We start from the raw sequence: 25,941 nt of genomic DNA on the forward strand, positions 1-25,941 counted from the left end.
CCAGATGAAAAACATCACATTTGGTCTAGATACCTTCGGCAATGTCTCTCTTGATGAGAGCGGAAATCCAGTTTCTGCAGCCCAGGTGATTCGCGATGTTTTAGCTCAGGGCCAGCTGGCGGATGAGTTGGGGCTTAATAACTTCAACATCGGCGAGCACCACCGTGATGATTTTGCAGTTACCGCTCCTGACACAATTTTGGCTGGGCTTGCAACCACCACCAAGAACATAACCCTTGGCACCGGAGTGACTGTGTTATCAAGCGAAGATCCGGTTCGGGTTTACCAGCGCTTTGCCACAATCGATGCATTATCCAACGGCCGGGTTCAGATCACCGCGGGTCGTGGATCATTTATTGAGAGCTTTCCGCTGTTCGGTTACGAGCTAGCCGATTACAACGATCTTTTTGAGCAAAAGCTAGAACTGCTTGTGGAGCTTCTGAAAGAAGAGCCAGTCACCTGGTCCGGATCCATGAGAGCCGGGCTATCAAATCAACAGGTTTATCCAAAGACCGAGGTTGGCCAGATGCCACTCAGGGTTGGTGTTGGTGGTTCGCCGGAGTCGGTGCTTCGAGCAGCCAGACTAAACATTCCAATGGCACTTGCCATAATCGGTGGCGACCCAGCAAGGTTCGAACCTTTTGCAAGGCTTTATAAGGAAACCCTTGCAAAGCTTGGCATGCCAGAGTTGCCAGTCTCGGTTCACTCTCCAGGTCACGTTGCAGAAACTGATGACCAGGCCATCGAAGAGGCTTGGCCGGGCTATGAGGCTTCGTTCGGGAAGATCGGCCTTGAGCGCGGCTGGGGCCCGACTTCAAAAGAGCACTTCTTGTCCGAGGTTTATCACGGGTCAATGTATGTCGGCTCACCTGAGACCGTTGCGAAGAAGATCGTTCACGCCCTTAGCTCCGTCGGCGCTACCCGCTTTGACTTGAAGTACGACATGGGTCCGCTCTCACACACAAAGCTTTCAAAGAGCATCGAGCTATACGCAACCAAGGTAGTTCCTATGGTTCGCGAAATGCTCGAAACCGCCTAGCCGAAGGAACCTTCAGCGTTCGTGGGCGGAGCCAACTTTTTGGCACCGTTACAGACTGCGGCTCTGTCGACCCGAGTCGTGTTGACTGGTCTGCCTGAGCGTTTGTACCGGGTCTGACCCTGGGGAGCCACCAAGGGTTCGCAGGAGCTCCGCACAGCTTTATTTCTAGGCGTTGTTGGTAACCAGGACTTCTTCATAGCCCCTGAGTACGAAACTTTGTCTTCTGACTGGAGTTTCTGCAAGCTTGAGCGAGCCAAATTGCTCGATCAGCCTGGGCAGTGAAATCGCCATTTCTAGTCTTGCCAGTGGCGCACCGATGCAGAAGTGAATGCCAGCACCAAAGCCGATGTGGGGATTTGGGTTTCTGGTTAGATCCAATTTATCCGGGTTGCTGAATACGCGCTCATCCCGGTTTGCGCTTCCAAGCAGCGCTGCAATTTTCTGGCCCTCCAGAATCTCCACCCCACCGATTTCGGTGTCCTTGGTTGCTGTGCGCTCAAATAAGTGAAGCGGTGCATCGAATCTCAGAAACTCGTCAACTGCCGTGTCGGCAAGGCCGAAAGGGTCGGCGTTTAGAAGTGCTAGCTGCTCAGCATCTTGAAGCGTCGCGACCATCCCATTGCCGAAGCCATTAACTGAAGCCTCGTGTCCAGCGTTTAGAAGAAGGACGCAGGTGGCTATTAGCTCGTGGGCGTTTAGCTTCTCGCCCTCTTCTTCGACTTGAGCCAACTCACTGATTAGATCCGTGCCTGGGTTTTTCTTGCGCTCAAGCATCAGTTCGTGAACGTAGGAGGCGAACTGTGTTGAGGCGAGCTTCGCTTCGTCTCTGTCAGTTTCGCTCGGGCTCACCTCATACATCTTCACAATCGACTGGGACCAGGGCCTGAGCAAGTGCTCATCGGCAACCGGGAAGCCCAGCAAGAAAGCAATCACCTTCACTGGCAATGGCTCCGCGTAATCGGCAATCAGGTCAAACTGTCCAGTTTCGTCGTGTTTTTTGACTGCTACATCTAGCAACTCTTTGGTGATTCGTTCGACATCCGGTCTAAGGCTTTCAATCTTCTTTGGGTTGAACGCTTTCATCACTAGTGAGCGCAACCTGGAATGCTTCGGTGGTTCGGAGTCAAGTATTGAGTCGGAGTGGAGCCAGTTGAAGGTTTCCCACTCGCTAGAGGGGGTGTTTTCTTCGAAGATTCTGCCGAGGTCGCGATTCCTAAGAACCTGGCTCGCATCCTTGAAGCCGGCCGCAAGAAAAGTGCCGGTTTGTTCGTGCCACTGCGGCATACCCTTCTCGCGAAGAAGCTTCAGGGCCGGGTATGGATTATCTATAAAGTCTGGAGCTGTTAGATCAATCATTCGGCTCGAGCTTTATCTGGTCGATGCCAAGGCGTTCAGCCTGAAACTTATTGATCTTGTCATCGCTTGGGTAACCAAGGGCGATGCCGCAAAGCAATTTGTAGTGCTTTGGAACCTTGAATTCTTTTCTCACCGGCTCCGCCCAGAGCGCGCTTGCTCCTTGAGCACAAGTGCCAAGACCGTGGGCATGAGCCGACAGCATCAGGTTCTGCATGAACAGCCCAGCATCGGACACTGAGTACTCGCCAAGGCCCGAGTGGGTGAAAATAAATAGCGACACCGGGGCACCAAAGAACTCATAGTTTCGGCCCCATTGTTCCTGACGCTTCTTGCTGTCCTCACGCTTGATGTCCATAAAGCCATAAAGGTCGGCCCCAACCTTTTGCTGCCTAGGCTTTAGGTCTTTGGGGTATGGACGAAAAACCTTGTAGTCAGATTTAGGGAGACCATAGCGAGTAATAAAAAGCTTGAGCTTTCCGGCGATGCCTGGCTTTAGTGCGGCCGAGGCCGCCTGCCAGCGGTTTAGAAATTCTTTTGAAATCCGGTCTCGTCGGTCATCGGATGCAATACCGACCATAAAGGGCCTGGTGTTTGACCAGGAGGGCGCTGTCATAGCGTCGGTGAGTAACCGGTCTATCAGTTCTTGGGGGACAGTTTTTTCAAGAAAATCTCGAGTTGTTCTTCTGCCCGCAACAAATTGTTGCCAGTCTGCTGGATCGATGTTTTTTCGCACTCACTTACATTAGCTGTAGTCGGTGAAGAAGCTAGGCACTAAGGCGCCAATCAGTATCATGACTGGCATCAATGACACCAGAACAATTATCTGAATCAGATCCCAGTCTATTTTTTTCTGGAACATTCATTTCTCCTTTGAAATGTGTTTTTAAAATTCTTGTAGAAAAAGAAACGGCGCCAGGAATGTTCCCAGCGCCGTTTCTTTACTTGGTGCTAACTACTTTGAAACTTCTTCTTTGTACTCGGTCTTCGCAAACTCAGCATCGTCAGCAGCGCTCTTGATACGAGCGATGGTGAAGATCATTAGGCCGAATAGGCACTTAGCAAGGATGTCCGCGATGGTGTAACCGGCTTCGCGAAGAACGAATGATGTCTCGTCGAATCCGGTTGCGTTCATGCTAGCGATGAACGCGATTGGGTAAACACCCCAGGTTGCAAGAAGAAGGAGACGTAGTTCCTTGATCTTCTTTACAACCCCGGCTGGCTGACGGTCAAGGCTCTTGCCAAGCTCGACGAACAGTACGTAAAGGATGTATAGGAATGGGATGGTTGAAAGCAAGCCCCAAAGTGACGCGTCGCCTTCATAGAAAAGGTTTAGCTGTGCATCTCCTGGGTAGCCAAGACCAATCATTAGCGCGGCTGCAGGAACAAGCCTTACCAACATCTTGGTCTGAACTGCGCGAGCCAAAGCCAAAACGGCAATGGTCTCAACCAGCAGTAGAGGAACTGTTAGGAACCAGTCGATGTAGCGGTAGCCGACGTTGTAGACGACTCCCTCAACTGCTTCGGGTCCGAATGTCTCATTGAAGCTGTCAAACATTCTGAAGTAGTGGTAAGCGGCAATTGCTGTAACTGTTCCCGAGACCATTACGGCCATGCGGTAACGAGGCAATACGCGCTCACGTGCTACGAACAAAAAGATGGTGGTGAACAACATGCTCGCGATGCCCAGCGAGAACAGGTTGTAAAGGAGGTTATATCCTTCATAGCTCATTAGTTTTTCCCTTTCGATTTTCTTTTATTTAAAAGCCCGCGACATAGAAAATTTCGGCGGACTTGGAGAACCAACTCTGCCGAAATAGCCCATCAATGCGCACTTCACATCATTATTACAACAGATAGTTGTCTGTGAAACTCCTGAAAACTATAACGTTTTGGTAACGGAGATTTTGCTGGAATTTCGACTAATATCCAAGCTCCAACGTGCCGCTCTGAAGCTCCTCGGGAAAGCCTGTGAAGAAGAATTCAGCAAGCATTGGACCCTTGGGTAAAAACATGACTTCTTGACGCATGCCCTCGATAATTGCTCCTTCGCTAGACCTCAACAACAGCCTTAGTTCACGTGTCCCCTCGAGTCGGCCGCGGTTCACAAACCTCAACTGGATACTGGTTCCCCACTCGCCAACCATTACAAGGTAGGACTCTGGAGTGGTTACTAGCTCTAAGCCGGCGAGCTTGTCTATGGGCGCGCAATCGTCTAGGTAGCAATAATCAATTTGATTTGGATCAAGCTGAGTGATTTGGATTCTGGGGGCGGCCTGAAGAATCCAGTAGCCGATAAGCGCGATAACCATAGCTGCGGAAACCACAACACTGAGGACTATTGACCACCGCTGGCCGGTGGATGTGGTCAGCCATGGTCTTTTCATTACTTTTCGCGCTTTCTAAAAAAAACAATCTACTGCCTTCGAGCCCTCAGATAGCCTTGAGCACTGGAGATGAAATGAAAATTAGCAAACAGGTTCAAGAAGCACTGGAAACCAACAGGCCCGTGGTCGCACTAGAGTCCACGATTATTTCCCACGGTCTTCCATATCCTAGAAACATCGCAGCGGCTAAAGAATTCGAGCAGCAACTGATTGATGCAGAAGTTGTTCCGGCGACAATCGGCATTATTGGTGGCGTCCCGACAATTGGTCTTAGTCAAGACGAGCTGGAGCAAATAGCCAGTGAGGGAACTGCTAAGTCTTCGGTCCGAGATCTTCCTATCATTGCTGCCAAAGGCATCAATGGGGCGACCACGGTTGCCGCTACCGCTTATCTGGCAGCCAAGGCCGGCATCAGGGTCTTTGCAACCGGAGGCCTCGGCGGTGTCCACCAGGGGGCTAATGAGACCTTTGATGAGTCAGCTGACCTGACTAGCCTTGCCACCTGTCCGGTGGTGGTCGTAAGCGCGGGAGTAAAGTCCGTGCTGGATATTTCAGCGACCCTTGAAAGGCTAGAAACCTTGAGCATCCCGGTTGTTGGCTACAAAACAACTAATTTCCCAAGCTTCTGGCTTCCGACAAGCGATTACACCCTGGACTGGAGCGTGGACTCAGCCGATGAAGTAGCAGCGATTGTTTTTGCACAGCAGAAGCTTGGGTCTTTGGCAGCACTGCTGATTGCAAACCCGGTCCCAGAAGATCAAGCCTGGAATAAGGCTGACCACGATATGGTCTTGGAAAAAGCATTTGCAGCTGCAAATAAAGCAGGCGTGCGAGGAAAACACGTCACTCCTTTCTTGCTCGATTTCATAGTCGGGGCTTCCAATCAAGCCTCACTTGAAGTTAACTTGTCACTGGTTAGGAATAACATTTCGGTAGCCGCGGAGATTTCCAAGGCCATAGCTCGCGGAGGCGTTAATTAAAGCTTTAGTTGTTGGCGACATAATCGAAGATATCGTTGTGATGCCGATTGGCCAAGTTCAATCGAACACCGACAACGAATCAAAACTGGTTGCGACCTCTGGAGGGTCGGCCGCGAACTTTGCGGTCTGGCTAGCTACCTTGCAGATCGAGACGCATTTGTTTGCCCGGGTCGGTAAGGGTGACGGCAAAAAGTTCGCCGCTGAGTTCAAGGCTAAAAATGTCATCGCGCACTTGCAAGAAGATCAAGTTCTTTCCACCGGCCGAATAGTGGTTCTGATAAACGGCGATAATCGCACTTTTTTCACCGACAGGGGAGCAAACCAGAACCTTGAAGTTGGCGTGATGCCAGTTGAAGCATTCGGGGACTTTTTATACATTTCCGGCTACACAGTGCTATCTATCGGAACTGAGGGAACTCAGAAACTAATGGCGATGGCAAAAGCTCACGGCATGGTTACTGTATGTGATCCCGGAAGCGCAAGCTTCATCAGAGACTACGGAGCCAAATACTTCCTGGAGGCCATCGAGGGAGCGGATGCAATTTTCCCAAATCTTGAAGAAGCGCAAGCCCTGACTGGCGAGGAGTCGCCAACCCGCGTGGCGGACGCTCTTCACGAGAAATTTCCGCTTGTAGTTGTGACGCTGGGTAAAGACGGGGCTTATGTCAGAAACCCAACAACCGCTGAGCTAGTGCCTGGAGTAGCAGCGAAGGTTGTTGATCCAACCGGAGCCGGAGACGCATTTGCCGCAATGTTCATGCGGACTATCTTGGATGGCGACGTGAAGGCGGCAGAGGCAGCGAGAGTAGCCTGCGAGTTCGCAGCCGAAGCAATGGAAGTAATCGGCGGTCAGCCAGACTCAGCTGAATCTAACTAAAGACTTAGTTGCTAGTGCCCTTTGGGGTGCCAGACGGTTTTAGTTTCCATCAGATCAAGAATGTGCTGAAGCGAGCCCTTGGCACCAGTTCTTGAATAGCCACCTTTTCGAATTACTCGCTTTAGGTTTTCAGCAGCAAGCATCTCAAGCTCCGCAGCATTCGAGGTGCCCTCTAGGTCAATGGCGTTGACATCCATGTGAGAAGCAAGCCAGCTTCCAAGTTCACTGGCGTTGCCGGTGAGAATGTTGACCACTCCGCCTGGAAGGTCGGAGGTTTCTAATACTTCGGCAAGTGTCACGGCGCAAATCGGTAAGGTCTCCGATGTGATCGCAATAATCGAGTTACCAGAAACTATCGCCGGGGCGATTGTGTTCACCAGTCCAACCAAAGAGCTGTCTTGAGGCGCAAATGCTGCCACGACTCCAGTTGGTTGATTGGTTGAAATATTAAAGAACGGTCCGGCAACCGGGTTCATGTTGCCTGCAACCGCATCGATTTTGTCGGTCCAGCCGGCGTGCCAAACCCAAGAGTCAATGGCACTATCTACTTCTTGGTTGGCCTGCTTTTCGCTTTTGCCAGTCAGCTCACGAATTTCGGCAACGAACTGCTCGCGCCTGCCTTCAAGCATTTCTGCAATTCGGTAGAGAACCTGTCCGCGGTTATAAGGAGTTGCGCTAGCCCAACCGGATTGAGCGGAGCGAGCAACAACAACGGAGTCACGAACGTCTTTTCGAGACGCCTTAGCAACGTTGGCTAGAAACTCACCCTTGTGGTTGTTAACTTTATAGATTCGGCCCGATTCAGATCGAGGAAACTTGCCACCGATAAAGAGTTTGTAGGTTTTCTTTACTTCCAAGCGCATTAGTTTGATCCCTTCAAGTAGCTGAGCAATCCGTGACGGCCGCCCTCGCGGCCGTAGCCGGATTCTTTGAAGCCACCAAATGGGCTGGCTGGGTCGAACTGATTGAAAGTATTTGCCCACACCACACCGGCGTTTAGTTGATCGGCCATCTTCAGAATCCTTGAGCCCTTTTCAGTCCACACACCAGCGCTTAGGCCGTACTGAGAGTTGTTGGCTTTTGCTACCGCTTCAGCCGGTGTCCTAAAGGTCATGACAGACAGTACCGGCCCGAAGATTTCTTCCCTGACAACGGTATTGGCAGGTGAGACACCCGTGATGATCGTTGGCGCATACCAGAAACCATTTTTTGGAATTGCGCAGGATGGAGCCCAGGCTTGGCCACCTTCTTTAATACCTTGCTTTACCAAGCGGTCAATCTTCGTTAGCTGCTCCTTGGAGTTGATTGCACCGATGTCGGTGTTCTTGTCCATTGGGTCACCCAGACGAATGTTCTCCATGCGCGCTTTAAGCTTTTTGATAACAACGTCTTGAACTGACTCTTGAACCAGCAACCTGGAACCGGCGCAGCAGACATGACCCTGGTTAAAAAATATTCCATTTACTATGCCTTCGACTGCCTGGTCTAGAGCGGCATCCTCAAAGACGATGTTGGCGGCCTTGCCGCCAAGTTCCAGAGTTGCCTTTTTATCGGTTCCGGCAATCTGCTTGGCAATTATTCTTCCGACGTCAGTTGAGCCGGTGAAGGCAATCTTGTTTACGTCTGGGTGGCCGACCATCATGGCTCCGGTGTCGCCAAAGCCCGTGACGATGTTTACAACACCATCTGGCAGTTCTGCCTGTTGGCAGATTTCTGCAAACAACAGTGCTGTCAAAGGGGTTGTTTCGGCAGGCTTTAGGACAACGGTGTTTCCGGCGGCAAGCGCAGGGGCAATTTTCCAAGCCAACATCATCAGCGGGAAGTTCCAAGGAACTATCTGGGAGACAACTCCGTGAGCCTTTGGGTTTGCTCCTAGGCCTGCGTAATCAAGCTTGTCGGCCCAGCCTGCGTAGTAGAAGAACCATGATGCAACCAGCGGGATGTCAACGTCGCGGGTCTCCTTGATTGGCTTGCCGTTATTGAGAGTCTCGGCAACCGCGAGTTCGCGGGAGCGCTCTTGGATAATTCTTGCGATTCGGTAAAGGTATTTGCCTCTGGTCGCCCCATCCAGTTTGCTCCAGGTTTTCTCATACGCAGTACGTGCTGCTTTCACTGCCGAATCGACATCTTTTGCTGTGCCGTGAGATATCTCGGCCAGAACCTGCTCGGTCGCAGGGTTGATGGTGCTGAAGGTGTTGGCAGGCTTGGTGAACTTGCCACCAATGAAGTGTCCGTACGAGGCTTGAAACTTCACTAGGTCTTTGGATTCTGGTGCTGGCGAGTAATCAAACATATTGGCTCCTAGTCCACGCTCACGTAGTCACGACCGGAGTAGTGACCGGTTGTTAGTTTTTGTCGCTGCATCAAGACATCGTTTAGCAAGCTAGATGCACCAAATCGGAAGTATTTCGGGGTGAGCCACTCTTCGCCAGCAGTTTCCTTAACGACTACCAAGTACTTGATGGCATCTTTGGCAGTTCTGATTCCGCCGGCAGGCTTCACACCGATTTGAATTTTGGTCTGGTCAAACCAGTCCTTTACCGCCTGCAGCATCAGAAGCGTGATTGGAAGCGTCGCGTTGATGCTTACTTTGCCGGTGGAGGTTTTAATAAAGTCAGGGCCGGCAAGCATTGCAAGATAGCTGGCACGTCTTATGTTGTCGTAGGTTTCTAGTTCGCCGGTTTCCAGAATCACCTTTAGGTGAGCGCGGGTTCCATCTTTTCTGAGGCAGGCTGCCTTGACAGCAAGTATCTGCTTATAAACCTCTAGATAGTTACCTGACAAAAAAGCTCCGCGGTCGATCACCATGTCTATTTCATCGGCCCCGGCATTAACCGCATCCTTTGTGTCAGCGATTTTGACCGGCAGGCTCGCGCGTCCAGAAGGGAATGCGGTTGCTACTGCGGCCACGTGAATCTTGTTTTTGCCAAGTGCTTCTTTGGCATGTTTGACCATATCTCCGTAGACACAAATCGCTGCTGGCTGCGGGGTGGTTAGATCGGTTGGGTCTGGAGTAATCGCCTTTAGGCAGAGGCTGCGGACTCGCTCTTTAGTGTCGGCGCCCTCGAGGGTTGTCAGATCCATCATCTTTATTGCCATGTCCAGAGCCCAGGCTTTGGAGTCGGTTTTGATAGACCTGGTTCCAAGGGATGCGGTGCGGGCTTCTAGTCCAACTTTGTCCACGCCCGGCAGCGAGTGCAGCCAGCGGCTAAGGCTCTGGTTGGTAATCCTTGAGCCGACAACGGCTTCGGGGTCAATAGTTGGCAAAGTCACTCCTTGATAACTAAATGAGCCTATCGGTTATACCTCGAAAGTGGCCCCGGTTAGTTCTTCGCTGAGCTCCCAGAGCTGCTTCATCAATCCAAGATCCCGAGACTGCTTAGTGCCCTTTATTAGTTTTGGCTCACCCCAGAGCTCCTGGGCGGGGCCAACAAACTCGCCGCCGACTAGATCATCCCGGACGGCTGCCATTATTTGCGATCGCGCACCCTGCTTGGCATTTTGGGCGAAACGGTCGAAGCGATTTGGGAAATTATCCTGCAGCCCGGTCATGGCCCACCCTGGGTGCGCGGCGACTGAAACGACCTTGCTTCCTGATTGTTTGGTTCTTAGATCAAGCTCCCTTGCGAACAACAAGCATGCCAATTTGGTGTCCGAATATCGCTGCCAACGGTCGTAGCTTTTCTGATGCGAACCTTTTAGTTGCTCGAGGCTCATCGATTGAAGCTTGCCTCTTCTGTGCACGGTGCTGGAAAGCGAGATGACTCTTGGCGCATCCGCTTTTTCTAATTGCTTCCAAAGGGCTTTGGTCAAGACAAAGTGCCCCAAGTGATTGATTGCCATTTGAGACTCGATGCCATCCACGGACAAACTGAAGTCCGGTCCCATTACTCCGGCGTTATTCATAAGAACATCAATTTGGCTGGAGAATTTATTGGCGAAGGAGCGAACCTCGTCAAAATTTGAAACGTCTAAAACTTGGCTGGTTATCTTCGATTTGGGGAATTGCTTGGATAAATCTTCGCCGGCTTTTTCGAGCCGGTCTTTGCCCCGGGCGGTCATCACGACATCGAACCCTTGGGCCGCAATCTCCTTGGCGGCCTCGAGGCCTAGTCCGCTGCTTGCGCCGGTTATCAGTGCTGTTCTATTTTTGGCTGGCATTTAGACGCAAGCTGCCTCTCGATTGATTGCGCTCGTCATTTTCGAGCTTCGATTATTATGCCTTGAAACTTCACCGCAGCAATAGGCTTTAGGTCCTGTCCAATTTGAGGTGTTAGTTGACCAAGGGTTCATCGATTACCGTTCGTCTCGGCGTGGGGCAGATTATTACTTGGGGATCTTCTTTCTACTTACCTGCGATTTTGGCCGTTCCAATTTCGGCTTCACTTGGTATTTCGACTCAGGATTTCTTTTGGGCTTTCACCCTTTCGCTGTTGGTATCTGGCTTCCTAGGACCCCAGGTCGGCAGAGCGATTGATCGGCTTGGAGGCAGGGCCGTTCTGCCTTTCGGAAGCGTTGCCTTTTTTGCAGGACTGAGCCTGCTATCGGTGAGCACGAATCAAGTCATGCTTATTTCGGCTTGGTTGCTAATTGGTATTGGCGGGTCAATGGGCAATTACGATTCGGCCTTCGCAACTGCAGTTTCTTTCTTTGGCAATAAATCAAATCGCGTAATAGCCGGCATCACGGTGTTTGCCGGCTTTTCTTCCACAATTTCTTGGCCACTCACTAGCTATCTTGAGCAAACAATTGGCTGGCAGCAGGCAGTATTTTTCTGGGCCCTCATGCACCTAGTCGTCGCTCTGCCGCTCAACCTCAGCATCCCAAGGACTGAACCTAAAGAGGTTCCAACAACCACCGGTCCGATTCGGAAGATAATAAAAAACCGATTCCGGTTTGATGTGCTGCTGGTGCTTTTTGCCTTGATGTTCGCACTCGAGGGCTTCATCGTTTCATCGGTCAACACCACCCTGCCATTTTTGCTCGGGGAACTGGGCGCTAGCTCTGAAGTGGCGTTGCTTGCTGCAACAATCCTGGGGCCATCCCAAGTGTTGGCAAGGGTATTGATTTTGGTCCCTGGAAAAATCATGACCCCAATGCGGGTGGCGGGGCTCTCAATTGCTGCCCACCCAATTGGGGTTGTCTTGATCTGGATCTTCGGAGTGAATGCCCTAATTCCGTTTGTGATTCTGCATGGCATCGGAGTCGGCTTGAACCCATTTATTAGAGGCTCGCTGCCACTTTTGTTTTTTGGGACCGAGGGCTTTGGTCAACGCCAGGGCTACATCATGATGCTGAGCAAAATGGTGTCGGCACTTTCGCCATCGCTGCTGACGCTTCTGGTGTTGGCAAACGTTCAATCGGCAATCGGTCTAACCTTCGCAATGGGGGTCTTGGCTATGGGATTGCTTGTCTGGCTAGGTGCGATTCACAGGGTCAGAAACAAGGCAGCGCTAGACGCTAGCGCTGCCTCAAGTCTTGAGGGTTAGCAGTCTGAACCCATTTAGCAAGACCGGCCCAGTGGCCCCAGCCCTGATCAAATGAAAAGTGTCCTGCCCCTGGAAAAATTAGCGGCTCTAGATTGAGTGCAGGTCCATAGATACCGATTCCTCTAGGAAGCCACTGGTCATCATCGCTTGCTATAACGGTCAAACTTTTTGCCCACTTATGAGCGCTTATCGATAGCTCCGGATTATCCAAGTCAAGCGGCGAGCCTTCTATGCCATCGGTATCAGTAAGTTGGTTTGGGTCCGGTGGTGCTATTAGTAGCGCTCGATCAAATGGTTCTGTGAATAGGTCATTCATGGCAGCTACTAGCCAATTGGTAGTCCCGAGCGAATGGCAAATAGCGATCTTTTCGCCGCCTTCAACCTCGTCCATCATGTTGGCTTCTTGGCGCAATAGCTCTTGCCACTTTGCCGTATCGGGGGTGTCAGGGTCTGGGAACTGCGGGTACCAAACTTGGTTCCCATTGTTTCTTAGCTCTGCTGCAGCAAGCCTCGCCCAGTGACCAGCGGGCCGAATGTTGGTCCAGCCGTGGTGGATCAGAACTTTCTTCACAAAATTATCTTTCCATAAATTCGAAAGGGCACTTGATCTAATCGTCTAGTTTCCAGCCTTCAACCGCAACGAGTTGGCAACCACCGAAACCGATGAGAATGCCATTGCTACGCCAGCAAGCATTGGGTTCAAGAGCCCTAGAGCCGCAACGGGAATCAGAACTATGTTGTAGCCAAAAGCCCAACCTAAATTCTGCAAGATGTTCCGGTAGGTTCGCGTTCCAAGCTTGAGAGCAAAAGCAATAGCACGGGGGTCATCATCTAAAATAGTGATGGCGCTTGCGGCCTGGGCCGCGTGAGCTCCAGAGCCCATTGCGATGCCAACGTCAGCCTTGGCAAGTGCTGACACGTCGTTTATACCGTCACCAACCATTGCAACTGGTTCGTTGTAGGCCGATAGTAATTCCAGTTTGCCCTCGGGGGATACGTGCCCCTTGTAGTCAGTAATACCTAGTTGCTCTGCTACTTCGCCGACTCGTGCCGGGTTATCTCCGGACAATAGATACGGGCTAAAGCCGGCTGCTTTTAGCTCATCCATTGCTTGCTTGGAGGTTGGCCTTGGCTTATCTGAGAGCTCGATGAGCCCTCGGGCAACATTGTCCCAAGCCACCACAACAAGAGTGTTTGGACCGGCATTTTCAAGCGCTTCATCTAGCTCGGCTTGGTTTTGATAACTCCCAGGCTTTTCAACCGAGACCATCACCGAATCAACTTTTCCTGTGAGTCCGTTTCCAGCGACTTCGATTACGTCAGTTGCTACAAGATCGTGGGGAGTTTCCGCGATTGCTTTAGAGACCGGGTGCTTGCTGGTAACTGCGACCGCAGAAGCTTTTTCCAACATAGCCTCGGTGCTGATGCCCGACAAACCGGTTGCTTTGATGATGGCAAGTTTGCCGTCGGTTAGCGTGCCGGTCTTGTCCAAGAGGACATGCCTGGTCTTTGCTAGCAAGCGAAGTGAGTCCGGGGTTCTTACAACCACGGACTTTTTGGTTCCGATTCCGGTGGCAACCACCAGGCTCATCGGGACGGCAATCCCCAGGGCACATGGGCAGGCAATCACTATTACGGAGATTGCCGCCTTGATGGCGATGTCTTGTTCTCCAAGGAAGAACCAAATCAAGTAGGTGGCAATGGCGATGAGGATCACCAGTGGCACAAAGATCTTTGAAATTGAATCGGTTAACGATGCCAGCTTGGACTTCTGGGCAGTTGCTTCTCGAACTAGATCTGCGATCTTGGCAAGTCTTGAAGAAGAGGAAACTGCCATTACTTCAATTCTTATTTCACCCTGCAAGTTCGTGGTTCCGGCCGTAACTGGCTCGCCGGTTTGCAGGTCCTGGGGGAGTGATTCTCCGGTGAGGGTGGAAGTGTCGATTGATGCGAATGCTGATAGGAGCCTTCCATCGGCTGGAATAGCTTCACCTGCTGAAACCAAGACAATCATTTGTTTGCGGAGCGAGCTGGTCGCGACGTCCTCACGCTTACCGTCAATTTCAACGGTCGCTGTTTCAGGAATCGCGCTCAGCAGTGCGCGAACGGAGTCAGTAGCGCTCTTTCTTGCTCTTACTTCTATGTAGCGCCCGAGTAATACAACCGATGGCACAACCGCAGCGGTTTCAAAGTAGGTGTGCATCTGACCGGCAAGAATCATATAAACGCTGTAGCCATAGGCGACGCTCGATCCAAGCGAAACAAGCGTGTCCATGGTGGCATCAAAGTGACGCAGGTTCTTTATGGCCGCCGCGTGGAAAGGCCAAGCCACATAAAAAATCACAACGGTGGCAGCAGCCCAAACTATGTAGTTGCTGTATTGAAATTGGAAACCAGGGACCATAGCTAAAAGCACCGCTACTAGCGACGCTACGCCACCGGCAATAAGACGAGGCTTCAGGGTTTTGAGTTCTGACTTGCCGGTGCCAACCCGGTAGCCGGCGCTTTCAACGGCTCCTGCAATCACCGAAGAGTCCAGCGGGTTGATTAGTTGGAGGTGAGCCTTCTCGGTTGCGAAATCTACGTAAGCACTTACTCCATCCAGCTTGTTTAGATTCTTCTCAACTCTCCTGGCGCAGGCGGTGCAAGTCATTCCCTCGATTTCAATATCGAGTAATTCAACGCCTACCAGGTTGGTATTAGGCATCTATTTTTGCGAAGCTAACTGCCTGGTAACCGGCTTCTTCAACGGCTTCCGTGAACTGCTCGTCAGTCACACCTGTCGAGGTAACCACTGCGGTTCCGCTTGCGTGATCAACCTTTACGCTCTCAACGCCTTCAAGGGTTGCGATTTCATTGGTGACACTCATCTCGCAGTGCCCGCAGGTCATGCCGGTAATTGCTATTTCAGTTTTTGACATTCTCTCTCCTTATTTTGAGTTGTTGTTTTAGATGCTCATGCGAACAGCTGCGCTATCTGACTCCAGCGTGCCTTGTTCAACGAATACCAAATCCAGGTGCCGCGGCGTTGTTTTTCAACTAAGTCAACTTCCGCGAGTTTCTTGAGGTGATGGCTAATCGTTGGCTGGCTAAGCCCCAGCGGACCCGTTAGGTCGCAAGCGCAGCTTTCCTGGAGATCCGCCTTGGCGATCAGGGCTAAAATCTGAAGTCTGGTTGGGTCGGCAACCGCCTTAAGCAGCGCAGAGATATCCTCGGCCTTGGCTCTTGCCATCGGCTCCGCGGTGCTGGCTGGCGCGCAATCTGCGAGCGTAAGTAAATTTTTATTCATCTTCTATTCACCCTATACATCGATACACGTCTATAAATTCCCGAATGTCTGCTATAAATAGATAACCATCTATAAACTACTTCCAACTCTAGTTCAGAAAGCACAACAAAACCATTACTAACAGCCGACGCACAACCGTAAGTAAGTACCTGGCCGAGTTGCTAGGAACATTTCTTATTGTTTTGACCGTGGTGGGTTCCGGACACATGGTCTCTTCATTGGGTGCCGACGAGACGGTTGGGCTAGCGGCGATTGCCGGAGCCGTTGGACTAGTTTTATTTGTGGCCATCAGCATGTTCCGATCCATCAGCGGAGCTCACTTCAATCCAGTGGTCACGATTGCCTTCGGCATCAGAAAGCAGATTGATCTCAAGACCGGATTTATCTATGTAGTGATGCAGCTGCTGGGCGCGTTCTTGGGCGCAGTTGTCGCAAACCTGATGTTTGGTGTCTATGCGGTAGCCGCAGGAACTGTTCAACGACTAACTATGCAGACTTTTGTTGGCGAGATTGTTGCCACCGCAGGTCTCTTGCTTATAGTGCTGTTATTGGTGGATCAAGGGAAGCTTTCCTTGATCGCCCCCAGTATCGGAGCCTGGGTTGCTGCCGGCCACTTATTCACTTCATCGACTTCTTTTGCAAACCCGGCTGTGACATTTGGTCGAGCCTTTACTGATGCTGTGACTGGCATCAACTTCGCATCGGTGCCCGGTTTTGTAATCGGGCAACTAATTGGTGCGGGAGTCGCACTGACTTTGTTTTATTTTCTATCAACCAAGAAGGAGCAAAATGTCTGAGCCAATTTCATCGGTGATGTTTGTCTGTGTTCACAACGCCGGTCGTAGCCAGATGGCAGCCGGCTACCTGTCACATTTGGCAGGAGACCGCGTTGAAGTCAGGTCGTCCGGAACAATGCCGGCTGACAAGGTCAATCCAGCGGTTGTCGAGGCGATGCTTGAAGAGGGCATTGACATCTCCAGCAACACCCCCAAGGTTTTGACCGACGAAGACGTCAAGGCGAGTGACTACGTAATAACAATGGGTTGCGGTGACGCTTGCCCGTTTTATCCAGGAAAAATCTACCTCGATTGGGTGCTAACGGATCCAGCCGGCCAAGGAGTCGACACCGTGCGCCCCATACGCGACGAGATCCGCGGGCTCGTTGAAAAACTAATTGCTGAAATAGACCAAAAGGCTGGCTCTACCAAGTAAACCTGGGGGAGTTCTCAAGCGCCATAACGAGTCGAGTCAGAGCGTGATTTAGCGCCCGGCTCCCTGAGCTATGGGGCAATCAAAAGGATCGCGGGCTTGGAGTCCAACACGATTTAGGTAACTCACGACGATGCCATAGGAGCGCACTAAGGATGTCTCCGTATAGGTAATAGAGCGCTCCTGGCAGTAGGCCTTGACCATTTTTGCGGCCTTGGCTAAGGCGGGGCGAGGCATGTTTGGGAACAAGTGGTGCTCGATCTGATAGTTGAGACCGCCCATGGCAAGATCCATGGCAGTACCCCCGGTGATGTTCCGACTGGTCAGGACTTGACGGCGCAGGAAGTCCACTTTGACATCTCGCCCAATAATGGGCATGCCCTTGTGATTGGGAGCAAAAGAGGCCCCCATATAAACACCAAAGACGGCTAATTGTGTCACCAAGAAAACGCTTGCTATGCCCCAGGGCATGAACCAAAAGACCAAGGCAAACAGGATGATGTGACGGGCGAGCAACATCGTGATCTCAGAACCGCGAGCCTCAATCTTTTTTCTGGAGAAGGCGCGCTTGAAGCCCTGGATGTGAAGGTTAAGCCCCTCTAAGGTCAAAAGCGGAAAAAAGAGCCACCCTTGACGTTTCACAATCGCGCGCTGCAAACCTGTGGTGGTAGAAGCAATGTCTTGCCTGAACACGACGACATCGGATTCAATGTCAGGGTCTTTGCCCACCGTGTTCGGGTTGGCATGGTGTCTAGAGTGTTTGCTCATCCACCAGGAGTAACTAATACCCACGACTAGGTTTGCAATGATTCGCCCCCAGAGATCATTCGAGTTGCCGCTGGCAAATACTGCCTTGTGGGCCAATTCGTGAGCAAGAAAAGCAAATTGAGTCAGCACGATGGCTAGCAGTGGAGCAAGAGCAACGCTCCACCACGAGGAGCCCAAGAAAATCATGCCGGTGACGGTGATACCGAGAACAACAACGAGTATCGACGCGAGCACGCCATAGTAGCCGTGGCGCCTACGCAATAAACCTGCGGACTTGATGTTTTTCATCAATCCTGCAAAGTCTGAGGTGTACTGGTGCGCAGCGGGGTCAATCCGAGAGGGGCTGTCGTTTTTTCGGTCAAGTATTGGTGAGATACGAACTCGTCTCAGTCATCGGGGCTTCTCAGCGTAAAAGACGCTCACACCGCCTCGATAACCCAAAGCTAACGCCTTTTCCTGTGTTTTAGCTGTAGGAAGTCAGGGTTTCACACAAAATCCGTGAACGTAGCTCAGGCCTCGACAGCCAGAAACCGTTACTCCCCGGCCGGATTTGACCCACGATTGGGCCAGGAGAGCCAAAAAACTTCTAATTGACAAACAACTTAGGTTTACCTAACCTATTCAGAGCGGCGGTAAATAAGCGCCAAAAAAGACAGGGATCCTAATTGTTCAAGAAGCCTCTCGCTTTAGTTTTAGCCGCGGTTGCGGCAGTTTCAGTTTCTGGCTGCACGGCAGAAGCAGCGCTACCGGATAAATCCTCAATCACCGTTTACGCGGGCAGGAGCGAAGCATTAATTCAACCGATGGTTGATCAGTTCACTTTAGACACCGGCATCGAGGTTGAGGTTAGATACGCCGGAAGCGCAGAGCTCGCGGCTCAGCTTTTGGAAGAGGGGCAAAACTCTCCCGCGGATGTCTTTTTCGCTCAAGATGCCGGAGCTCTTGGAGCCGTTGCAAAGGCTGCCCTACTTACCAAATTGCCGGATGAAATTTTGGGCCTAGTTTCCCCTCAGTACTCAGCAGCCGATGGCAGCTGGGTTGGAGTCTCCGGTCGAGTAAGGGTTTTTGTTTACAACCCGGACACGGTGGCCAGTGTCCCTAGCTCGGTTTTTGATCTAGCGGAACCAGAATGGCAGGGCAGAATCGCCATCGCCCCAACAAATGCTTCTTTCCAGGCGTTTGTAACCGCCATGCGCGTTCTTCACGGCGAAGACAAGACTCTTGAATGGCTTCGGGCCATGAAAACCAACGCCGTGATCTACGAGAAAAACTCTGCGATCCTGGAAGCAGTCGAGAGCAAGATTGTTGATGCTGGCCTTATAAATCACTACTACTGGTTTGCTATGGGCAGAGAAATCGGCTTCGAGAACCTCACTTCACGCTTGGGTCAATTTGAAGCCCGAGACGTCGGCAACCTCATCAACGCTGCTGGAGTTGGAATCGTTAGTGACTCGAATGCTGCCAGAAGTTTTGTGGAGTATCTCCTCAGTCAGACCGGCCAGCAGTATTTTGTTGATCAGACCAGCGAGTATCCATTGATTTCCGGGATCGAAGCTGGAGTCGACCTGACCCCGCTTAGCCAAATACCGGCTCCAGACATTGACCTCAGCGACCTAGATAGTCTCGAAGAAACACTTAATTTGATTCGGGAGGCTGGGCTTATTTAGCCAGGTAGACAGATGCGTAAACCACCGGCACTGCTAGTAGTTTTTGGGGTTAGTGCTGCCCTGTTGGCGGTTCTCCCAATCGGTTACTTGGTGCTTAGGCTCTTTGAGGGCTTCGATAAAGCCCTGGCTGAGTTGCTTCGACTAAGGACCCTTGAGTTATTGGGCAACACGATTTTGTTAGTGACTGCGGTTTCAATAAGTGCTTTGGTGCTCGGGTTTGCGCAGGCCTGGTTGACTACCCGTTCCAATGTGAAATTTGCAGCGGTGTTTGCAGTACTGGCTGCACTCCCGCTTGCGATTCCTTCCTACGTAATGGCGCTTGGATACATATCGATCTTTCCTAATTTCTCTGGGTTTTTTGCCTCTTGGCTGGTTCTTACTCTGGCCACCAGCCCCTATGTTTTCTTGGGGGTTACCGCTGCCTTGGTGAGAATCGATACTGCTAGCGAAGAGGTGGCAAGAACGCTGGGGCTTGGAAGGTTTCAGGTGTTGCGGCGGATCACTTGGCCGCAGGTCAGACCTGCGGCAACGGCTGCAGTTTTATTGGTGGCACTTTATGTGTTGAGTGAATTTGGAGCTATTGCGCTCTTGCGCTACGACACCTTCACCAGGGCAATCTATAACGCCTATCGAGGTTCTTTCGACAGAACCTCTGCCGCCGCTCTCGCACTTGTTCTTTTGGCGATCACACTCATTGTGATCTGGTTTGAGCGTCGCTATCGAGGTGGCTATCTTGCAAACACCAAGGCGCTCAGTAAAAGAGTCAGGGTTGATCTAGGTTCCTGGTCCTGGGCGGCAATGGCTGGACTCACGTTGGTCGCCTTGGTCAGTGTTGGCGTTCCAATCTTTAGCCTTTTAGTTTGGAGCCTCCAGGGAAGTGCGAGCTTGGATCTAGCGATGCTGCTCGATGCTCTTTGGGGCTCGGTGCGCTTGGCTCTCATATCAGGACTAGTGATTGGGGTTTTCGCCACCGCGGTAGCGCTCTGGGCTGTTCGGTATCGGACCAAGCTGGGCGTATTGGTCGAGACAGTTTCCTGGGCAACCCATGCGCTTCCGGCTGTCGTTGTTGGTTTAGCGCTGGTGTTTTTTGGAGCCAATATCACGCCTTGGATTTACCAGACAACCTGGATGCTGGTTATCGCCTACATGATTTTGTTCTTACCTAATGCACTGGCAGCAATCAGCACACCAATTGCTCAAGTTCCCAAAGACCTAGAAGATGTTTCTCAGTCGCTTGGAGTTCCTGCAAACCGAACCTTATTCAAGGTGGTGTTGCCGATTGCATTTCCGGGGATCATCGCGGGTGTTGGTTTGGTTGCACTTACCGTGCTGAAAGAATTACCCGCAACTTTGTTATTGCGACCGACTGAAACCAACACTCTGGCAACCAGGCTCTGGGGCGCAACCGAAGATCTTGCGTACTCCCAAGCAGCACCATACGCGCTGCTACTGGTTATTATTGCTGGGCTACCTGCGCTCGCTTTGAACTCTCAGGCCAGGAAGGCGCTATCGGAGGTTCGAGGCTAATGGCGACCCTGAACTTACGCGGCCTTAATAAGTCATTTGGTGCTTTTGAAGTATTGAGTGGCGTTAATTTATTTGTAGAGGATCAAGAGCTGGTCGCAGTTCTCGGCGCCTCTGGTTCTGGCAAGTCAACTCTGCTTCGACTAATCGCCGGTTTTGAAAAACCGACTGCCGGAACAATCGAGTTAGCCGGAAACGAAATTTCTAGCGTCAATAAAGTTTTGGTTCCGGAAAAGAGAAACATCGGAATTGTTCCTCAGGATGCTGCTCTCTTCCCTCATTTGAGCGTTAGTCAAAACATTGGCTTTGGGTTAGCTGGCTGGTCCTCAAAAGCTAAAGCGGCGCGAGTGGCCGAGCTTCTAGAAATCGTTGAACTCCAAGAGTTTGCAGATTCAAGCCCGGACAAGCTTTCCGGTGGGCAGGCGCAGCGGGTGGCGCTGGCTAGAGCTTTGGCTCCAAGGCCAGCAATAGTGTTGATGGATGAGCCCTTTAGTGCTCTGGATGCCGAGCTAAGAACCAGACTCCGCCTGGATGTAAAGGCAATTTTGCAAAAAGAAGGAGCAACCGCAATTCTGGTTACTCATGACCAAGAAGAGGCCCTGTCACTTGCTGATCGAGTTGCAGTACTTCGCAGCGGGCAAATAGTTCAGGTTGGCTCTCCCACCGAAATCTACAACTCTCCGGTGGACATAGGTATTGCTACCTTTCTGGGTGATTCGGTGCTGATTGACGGCGAAGTAAAAAACGGCAAAGTAGTAACTCTTCTCGGTGCCCTAAGCCCGCTAAACAAAGTCACCGAGGGTCAAGTGGGTCGCGTAGCAATCAGGGGAGAAAATTTCTACTTGCTCCCAAACCCAAAGGGTGAGGGCGAAGTTGTCGGCCAAGTTTTCTTCGGCCACGATGCCGTGGTTGAGGTTGTCACCAAGGGCATAAAAATTAGAGCGAGATCTAACGGGCCTTTTGCTCCGGAGGTTGGAATGAGGGTTTCGGTTTGGGTTCGCGGTTCAGTGAATTTCTATCCCGGCTAAAGTCAAGAGTTTTCCAGAAGTTTCGACAAACTCACAGCTGCCGGACAATCTCTGCCGCTAGGCTCTGGAATATTGTTAAGGCAGCTTCTTTTGCTGTAATTCATAGGAGCGATGGAACTTGAACTGGTTTGATGCGCAGGCGATAATCGAGGCTTTTGGCGACTGGGCCGCAGTTGCCGTTGCTTTCGTAATTTTCATCGAAACCGCCTTCATTTTCACCTCCATTTTGCCGGGGGACTCGCTGTTATTTTTGACCGGCTTGACACTTGCAAACTCGGAATCTTGGCTTCCAGATTGGGCAGGCTTTTTGCTTATTTGGACCACGGCTTTTTCTGGGACCCAGGTCGGCTATTGGATTGGCGCGAAAATCGGTCCGCCCTTGATAGCCAAGGAACGCAAGTTCATTTTGAACAAGGCGACGCTCAATAGAACCCATGAGTTTTTCGAAAACTACGGAGCCAGGGCAGTGGTTTTGGCTAGATTTGTGCCAATTCTGAGGGCTCTGATCCCAATGCTTGCTGGCATTTCCAAGATGGACTACCGCAGATTTACCAAACTAAACCTCATTGGCGCAACGGCTTGGGTCGTGGTGTTTATGGTTCCAGGCTATTGGCTGGGCGGCATCGAGATGGTGAAGGAAAACTTAGAAATTACTGTCCTGCTGATTGTCGTGGGCACCACGATGTTGCTCCCACTGGAAATCCTTAGAGACCGACTTGTTAAGCGGCACAAGGTCAGAAAGGCCCAGTCCGGCAAATAGCCGCCACGTCATCAGCCAGTTTTTGCCTAAAACTTCTAGGATTATCCAAATGCGCTCACTCAAAATCTTAGTTCTGACTCTCGTCGGCCTTCTGGCTCTGACCTCATGTCAGGCAGCTGTCGAACCGGTACCCGCAATAACCTCAGCCGCTCCTCAGGTAACAGTGGAGCCTGAGCCAGAGCCGGTATACGTGGCTGCTCCATTAACCGGAGTTGAGTACCTCGAGGGGGAGAATCTCTATCTAGCCATGCCGGCAGTCTCTGCCAAGATCGACAACACCTACTCCGGCAGGCCACAACTCGCGCTAAATGATGCTGACATTGTCTATGTAACCCGCGTTGAAGTGGGTCTCACCAGGCTCTTGCCGGTCTGGCATTCGAGAATGCCAGAGGCAATCGGGCCGGTTCGCTCGGTGCGACCGGTCGACGCATCAATAGTCGATCCATTCCACGGGGTCTTTGCTTTTTCGGGCGGCCAGGCTCCTTTCAAGACGGCGGCAAAAGCCACGGGCCTAGTTATCAGCGACGAAGATACTGAAATGAAGAACGAGACTTACTACCGCGAGTCCACAAGGAAAGCTCCTTGGAATCTTTATTTCAGTGCGCAAAAACTGCAGGAGCTTTACGCAGCTGAACAACCAGTCCCACAGGCAGGTTTCGAATTTGATGCAATCCCATCTGCTGTTTCTCAAGGTGTTTCAGCAAAAGGTCTGAGCGTTAAGTACCCGCAGTTGAAATCAGTTTGGGATCTTGGGACCGCAAAGTTTGCCTGGGCTGAACCTCTGCAAACAGCTTGGCTTCGAACCCAAGATGGAACCCCACACACTCAGTTCGGCGGTGATCAGGTGGCGGCTAAAAACGTTGTGGTGATGGAAGTCGTTCACGACCTTAGCTTTGTGGATCCAAAATATGGGGCGATTCCAAAAGCAAAGCTTGTAAACAATGAGGGCATAGCCCACGTGTTCTCAGACGGCTACTACTTGAAGGGCTCTTGGTCCAAGGGCGAGAGTGAAGACCCAATCGTTCTCGCCACCGAATCAGGTGAAGTTTTGAAGCTGGCGATTGGAAACACCTGGGTCGAGATGATGGATGTTCCTAAATCAGTATTGAAGATTTCTCTAACTGAGGCCGTCACCGAGTAACGCTGTGCGCGGAGTAAAGAAGAAGGACCTACCCGAGAAGATTTGCCTCCGCTGCGGCCGACCAATGGTTTGGCGGAAATCCTGGGAGAAAAATTGGGACGAAGTTCGCTATTGCTCCGAGAAATGCAAGCGGACAAAATAGTCAGCTATAAGGACTTGGTGTACTCCTTGAGCCAGTCCTTGAGATCCGGGCCAATGTCCTCGCGGTCACTTGCGATCTTGATGGTTGCCTTTATGAAATCCAACTTGTCTCCGGTGTCATAGCGACGACCCGTGAAAATAACACCTCTAACGCCACCGGCAATGCCTGTGTGCTTGGCGGCATACTGGAGGGCATCGGTTAGTTGAATCTCTCCACCTCTCCCAGGAGCAGTCTCCTCAAGAATTTGGAACATCTCTTGTCGAAGCACATATCTGCCAATTACTGCGTAGTTAGAAGGTGCGGTTCCAGGTGCCGGCTTTTCCACAAGATCGGTCACTATGACGCTGTCTGAATCTGTGGCAGTAACTGAGGCGCAGCCGTAGAGGGAGATTTGCTCAGCTGGAACCTCCATCAAGGCAATCACGTTATCACCGGTTTGCTGATGAATTTCCAGCATGCGATTCAGCAACGGGTCCCTGGCGTCGATAATGTCATCGCCAAGCAGCACGGCGAAGCTATGCTCACCAACATGGCTCTTGGCTCTCAAAATTGCGTGACCAAGGCCTAGCGGGTCGCCCTGACGGGTGTAGTGGATGTCTGCTAGCTGCGAGGACTCTTGGACTTTGAACAATCTTTGCTCGTCACCCTTGCTGGCAAGTACCTGTTCCAGCTCGGCTACTCGGTCAAAGTGGTTTTCCAATGTATTTTTGTTTCTTCCGGTAATCATCAGTAAATCACTCAGGCCAGCAGCTACTGCCTCTTCTACAACGTATTGAATAACGGGCTTGTCTACGATTGGAAGCATCTCTTTGGGCATCGCTTTAGTGGCGGGGAGGAATCTGGTTCCTAAACCGGCTACCGGGATCACTGCCTTGGTAACTTGAAAGGCCGTGTTTTCGGTTGGTTTTTTCATAGCTGAAGCCTAGACTTTGTTTCAGGCTCCGCAAACATTCTCAACCAGTATTTTTGTGTTCAAGGCCTTGAAGGGGATCTTTTTGAAGTCGAAACTGCTGGCTCTTATTGCCACGCTCGTTGTCTTGTTGCCTGCGGGCGTTGCCGCAAACGCGGCACCTAGCGAACCGGCCTATCAAGCCATGAACGCACAGAGCCTTTGGGATCAAGGCTTTACGGGCGAGGGCACGACGGTTGCGATAATTGATCAGGGTGTGAATCTGACCCATCCCTATTTCGTTGGCCAAATCATTGATGGCTACTGTTTTGTTGAGGCCACCTCCAGCTATCGATGCCCAAATGGCACGCGGGAGCAATTAGGTGCTGAAGCTGCTTCGCAGCGAAAAATCGGAAGTCTTTATGTCGCAACTGAGGACCACGGCAACATGGTGGCCGGAATTGTGGCTGGAAACCCAACCAACGAAGCACCCGGCGGCATTGCTCCGGGATCAGACATATTGATGGCAAACGTTGACCTCACGCTCAGCGGTATTTTGGCCGGATTGAGATACGTGGACAAGCGAAAAGAAGAGCTCAACATTGTGGCGTTGTCCATGAGCTGGGGCGGCTACTTCACAGAGATTCCACGTGAATGGCTCCGCTGTGACACAAACCCTGAACTGCAGCAGATGGCAGCGGTTCTGAGCTCTCTTCGCAAAGGCGGAGTTATTCCTTTTGCCTCGGCAGGCAATACTCCAACACTGGATATCGCCACCTCTCTTTTCCCAAGCTGCTTGCAGGATGCAGTCGCAGTTGGGTCAGTCAATCAAGCTACCGAGGTGTCCTGGTATGTAACCATGTCGGACAAGGTTGAGCTGTTGGCACCTGACTACGCCATCAGCGCGAATACATTTAGCTACGTTCGTTCATCCGGCACCAGCGCGGCTGCCCCTCTGGTCGCTGGTAGCTACGCCTTGTTGCGGCAAGCGTTTCCCGACCACGACGCTGAACAGGTGCTGTCAGCACTCAAGGCATCTGGAAAGCCAATCAATGATGTGATCCGGAAGAGCATACCGATGGTTGATCTTCGAGCCGCTTACTTGTTGCTCTCAAACACTGCGGTGGGGGGAGTCATAGCTCCACAACCCTCAGCAGGGCAGGTCCTGAACGTAGGAACCTTCAACGGCAAGATTGTGGTCTATGCCAAGGGCTACAAGGGTCAAACATTGTCATGGAGAATTGCCGGCAAGTGGCAGAAGGTGACCGTTACCAAGGACTTCCAAGCCTTCGATCGACTAACTTCTGCGATCGGGCTGACAGTGACGATAGATCTTTATCTCAATGGGGTAACCCCGGCCGCTTTTTCTAAAACGGTAGTTACCAAATAGGCGCGGTGC

The 25,941-nt window shown here is 51.5% G+C and carries 27 protein-coding genes; 13 read left to right on the plus strand and 14 right to left on the minus strand.

All coding sequences use genetic code 11. The features are described 5' to 3' along the window. The first annotated feature begins 4 nt into the window (after positions 1-4). On the plus strand, positions 5-1,039 hold the full coding sequence (locus IMCC13023_RS01930) for an Atu2307/SP_0267 family LLM class monooxygenase (RefSeq protein ID WP_007540670.1): 1,035 nt from the start codon (positions 5-7) through the stop codon (positions 1,037-1,039). A 165-nt stretch (positions 1,040-1,204) separates the two neighbouring features. Here IMCC13023_RS01930 and IMCC13023_RS01935 read toward each other — a convergent pair whose 3' ends face one another. From IMCC13023_RS01935 to IMCC13023_RS01950, 4 genes are all read right to left on the minus strand, one after another. After that, positions 1,205-2,395: a cytochrome P450 gene (locus tag IMCC13023_RS01935; RefSeq protein WP_007540672.1), complete on the minus strand. Its 1,191-nt coding sequence runs from the start codon at positions 2,393-2,395 to the stop codon at positions 1,205-1,207. Further along, a complete protein-coding gene (locus IMCC13023_RS01940) occupies positions 2,388-3,128 on the minus strand; it encodes a nitroreductase (RefSeq protein WP_007540673.1) in 741 nt (246 codons plus the stop codon). Before IMCC13023_RS01940 ends, IMCC13023_RS01935 begins: the two co-directional genes overlap by 8 nt. 219 nt (positions 3,129-3,347) lie before the next feature. Then, the gene (locus tag IMCC13023_RS01945) at positions 3,348-4,124 is read right to left on the minus strand and encodes a bacteriorhodopsin-like (protein ID WP_040324815.1); all 777 of its coding nucleotides are present in this window, start codon (positions 4,122-4,124) and stop codon (positions 3,348-3,350) included. 190 nt (positions 4,125-4,314) lie between these two features. Then, entirely contained in the window at positions 4,315-4,779 is a 465-nt protein-coding gene (locus tag IMCC13023_RS01950; protein ID WP_040324816.1) for a hypothetical protein, read from the minus strand. A 74-nt stretch (positions 4,780-4,853) separates the two neighbouring features. Between IMCC13023_RS01950 and IMCC13023_RS01955 the strand changes: the two genes are divergently transcribed. Continuing rightward, positions 4,854-5,759: a pseudouridine-5'-phosphate glycosidase gene (locus IMCC13023_RS01955; RefSeq protein WP_040324995.1), complete on the plus strand. Its 906-nt coding sequence runs from the start codon at positions 4,854-4,856 to the stop codon at positions 5,757-5,759. After that, the gene (locus IMCC13023_RS01960; protein WP_283924143.1) at positions 5,755-6,636 is read left to right on the plus strand and encodes a carbohydrate kinase family protein; all 882 of its coding nucleotides are present in this window, start codon (positions 5,755-5,757) and stop codon (positions 6,634-6,636) included. Before IMCC13023_RS01955 ends, IMCC13023_RS01960 begins: the two co-directional genes overlap by 5 nt. A gap of 11 nt (positions 6,637-6,647) precedes the next feature. Here the strand turns inward: IMCC13023_RS01960 and IMCC13023_RS01965 are convergent, their stop codons facing one another. From IMCC13023_RS01965 to IMCC13023_RS01980, 4 genes are read right to left on the minus strand one after another with little or no spacing between them, the layout of a single operon-like run. Further along, a complete protein-coding gene (locus IMCC13023_RS01965) occupies positions 6,648-7,499 on the minus strand; it encodes an aldehyde dehydrogenase family protein (protein WP_007540685.1) in 852 nt (283 codons plus the stop codon). Next, entirely contained in the window at positions 7,499-8,929 is a 1,431-nt protein-coding gene (locus tag IMCC13023_RS01970; protein ID WP_007540686.1) for an aldehyde dehydrogenase family protein, read from the minus strand. The genes IMCC13023_RS01965 and IMCC13023_RS01970 overlap by 1 nt, the downstream gene beginning before the upstream one ends. An 8-nt stretch (positions 8,930-8,937) precedes the next feature. Then, the gene (gene deoC, locus IMCC13023_RS01975; RefSeq protein WP_007540688.1) at positions 8,938-9,909 is read right to left on the minus strand and encodes a deoxyribose-phosphate aldolase; all 972 of its coding nucleotides are present in this window, start codon (positions 9,907-9,909) and stop codon (positions 8,938-8,940) included. A 27-nt stretch (positions 9,910-9,936) separates the two neighbouring features. Continuing rightward, a complete protein-coding gene (locus IMCC13023_RS01980; RefSeq protein ID WP_007540690.1) occupies positions 9,937-10,797 on the minus strand; it encodes an SDR family NAD(P)-dependent oxidoreductase in 861 nt (286 codons plus the stop codon). Between the two features lie 116 nt (positions 10,798-10,913). Here IMCC13023_RS01980 and IMCC13023_RS01985 point away from each other — a divergent pair, with 116 nt between their 5' ends. Further along, complete coding sequence (locus IMCC13023_RS01985) at positions 10,914-12,125, plus strand: MFS transporter (RefSeq protein ID WP_007540692.1); 1,212 nt, start codon at positions 10,914-10,916, stop codon at positions 12,123-12,125. Here the strand turns inward: IMCC13023_RS01985 and IMCC13023_RS06970 are convergent. Genes IMCC13023_RS06970 through IMCC13023_RS02005 form a run of 4 tightly spaced genes read right to left on the minus strand, consistent with a single transcriptional unit; the run spans position 12,097 to position 15,414 of the window. After that, on the minus strand, positions 12,097-12,696 hold the full coding sequence (locus IMCC13023_RS06970; protein ID WP_007540694.1) for an RBBP9/YdeN family alpha/beta hydrolase: 600 nt from the start codon (positions 12,694-12,696) through the stop codon (positions 12,097-12,099). The two genes, IMCC13023_RS01985 and IMCC13023_RS06970, sit on opposite strands and share 29 nt — an antisense overlap. 45 nt (positions 12,697-12,741) lie before the next feature. Beyond that, a complete protein-coding gene (locus tag IMCC13023_RS01995; protein WP_007540696.1) occupies positions 12,742-14,832 on the minus strand; it encodes a heavy metal translocating P-type ATPase in 2,091 nt (696 codons plus the stop codon). Continuing rightward, positions 14,825-15,046, minus strand: a complete 222-nt coding sequence (locus IMCC13023_RS02000; RefSeq protein WP_007540698.1) for a heavy-metal-associated domain-containing protein — start codon at positions 15,044-15,046, stop codon at positions 14,825-14,827. The genes IMCC13023_RS01995 and IMCC13023_RS02000 overlap by 8 nt, the downstream gene beginning before the upstream one ends. Before the next feature lie 35 nt (positions 15,047-15,081). Then, the gene (locus IMCC13023_RS02005; protein ID WP_040324817.1) at positions 15,082-15,414 is read right to left on the minus strand and encodes an ArsR/SmtB family transcription factor; all 333 of its coding nucleotides are present in this window, start codon (positions 15,412-15,414) and stop codon (positions 15,082-15,084) included. Between the two features lie 113 nt (positions 15,415-15,527). Here IMCC13023_RS02005 and IMCC13023_RS02010 point away from each other — a divergent pair, with 113 nt between their 5' ends. Then, positions 15,528-16,211 (plus strand): aquaporin, encoded by a 684-nt coding sequence (locus tag IMCC13023_RS02010; RefSeq protein ID WP_081478827.1) that lies wholly within the window; start codon positions 15,528-15,530, stop codon positions 16,209-16,211. After that, positions 16,204-16,626 carry an arsenate reductase ArsC gene (locus IMCC13023_RS02015; RefSeq protein WP_007540704.1) on the plus strand — a complete coding sequence of 141 codons (423 nt, stop codon included), beginning with the start codon at positions 16,204-16,206 and terminating at the stop codon, positions 16,624-16,626. The genes IMCC13023_RS02010 and IMCC13023_RS02015 overlap by 8 nt, the downstream gene beginning before the upstream one ends. Before the next feature lie 48 nt (positions 16,627-16,674). Here IMCC13023_RS02015 and IMCC13023_RS02020 read toward each other — a convergent pair whose 3' ends face one another. Next, entirely contained in the window at positions 16,675-17,679 is a 1,005-nt protein-coding gene (locus tag IMCC13023_RS02020; protein WP_007540705.1) for a fatty acid desaturase family protein, read from the minus strand. A 377-nt stretch (positions 17,680-18,056) separates the two neighbouring features. On the opposite strand from IMCC13023_RS02020, the gene IMCC13023_RS02025 reads away from it, so the two are divergent. From IMCC13023_RS02025 to IMCC13023_RS07435, 6 genes are all read left to right on the plus strand, one after another. Then, on the plus strand, positions 18,057-19,058 hold the full coding sequence (locus IMCC13023_RS02025) for an iron ABC transporter substrate-binding protein (RefSeq protein WP_007540707.1): 1,002 nt from the start codon (positions 18,057-18,059) through the stop codon (positions 19,056-19,058). A gap of 12 nt (positions 19,059-19,070) precedes the next feature. Further along, complete coding sequence (locus tag IMCC13023_RS02030) at positions 19,071-20,585, plus strand: ABC transporter permease (protein ID WP_007540709.1); 1,515 nt, start codon at positions 19,071-19,073, stop codon at positions 20,583-20,585. Beyond that, the gene (locus IMCC13023_RS02035) at positions 20,585-21,610 is read left to right on the plus strand and encodes an ABC transporter ATP-binding protein (protein WP_007540711.1); all 1,026 of its coding nucleotides are present in this window, start codon (positions 20,585-20,587) and stop codon (positions 21,608-21,610) included. The genes IMCC13023_RS02030 and IMCC13023_RS02035 overlap by 1 nt, the downstream gene beginning before the upstream one ends. 118 nt (positions 21,611-21,728) lie before the next feature. Next, on the plus strand, positions 21,729-22,370 hold the full coding sequence (locus IMCC13023_RS02040; RefSeq protein ID WP_007540713.1) for a DedA family protein: 642 nt from the start codon (positions 21,729-21,731) through the stop codon (positions 22,368-22,370). Positions 22,371-22,419: 49 nt separating this feature from the next. Further along, positions 22,420-23,511: a DUF3048 domain-containing protein gene (locus IMCC13023_RS02045; protein ID WP_040324819.1), complete on the plus strand. Its 1,092-nt coding sequence runs from the start codon at positions 22,420-22,422 to the stop codon at positions 23,509-23,511. A 4-nt stretch (positions 23,512-23,515) separates the two neighbouring features. Beyond that, positions 23,516-23,653 carry a DUF2256 domain-containing protein gene (locus IMCC13023_RS07435; protein ID WP_081478828.1) on the plus strand — a complete coding sequence of 46 codons (138 nt, stop codon included), beginning with the start codon at positions 23,516-23,518 and terminating at the stop codon, positions 23,651-23,653. Positions 23,654-23,657: 4 nt separating this feature from the next. Here the strand turns inward: IMCC13023_RS07435 and galU are convergent, their stop codons facing one another. After that, positions 23,658-24,566 (minus strand): UTP--glucose-1-phosphate uridylyltransferase GalU, encoded by a 909-nt coding sequence (galU, locus tag IMCC13023_RS02050; RefSeq protein WP_007540717.1) that lies wholly within the window; start codon positions 24,564-24,566, stop codon positions 23,658-23,660. Positions 24,567-24,648: 82 nt separating this feature from the next. On the opposite strand from galU, the gene IMCC13023_RS02055 reads away from it, so the two are divergent. Next, positions 24,649-25,932, plus strand: coding sequence for a S8 family peptidase (locus tag IMCC13023_RS02055; RefSeq protein WP_157775963.1), 1,284 nt, complete (start codon positions 24,649-24,651; stop codon positions 25,930-25,932). Positions 25,933-25,941: the final 9 nt, after the last annotated feature.

This window comes from Candidatus Aquiluna sp. IMCC13023 (genome assembly GCF_000257665.1).
Classification (GTDB): Bacteria; Actinomycetota; Actinomycetes; order Actinomycetales; family Microbacteriaceae; genus Aquiluna.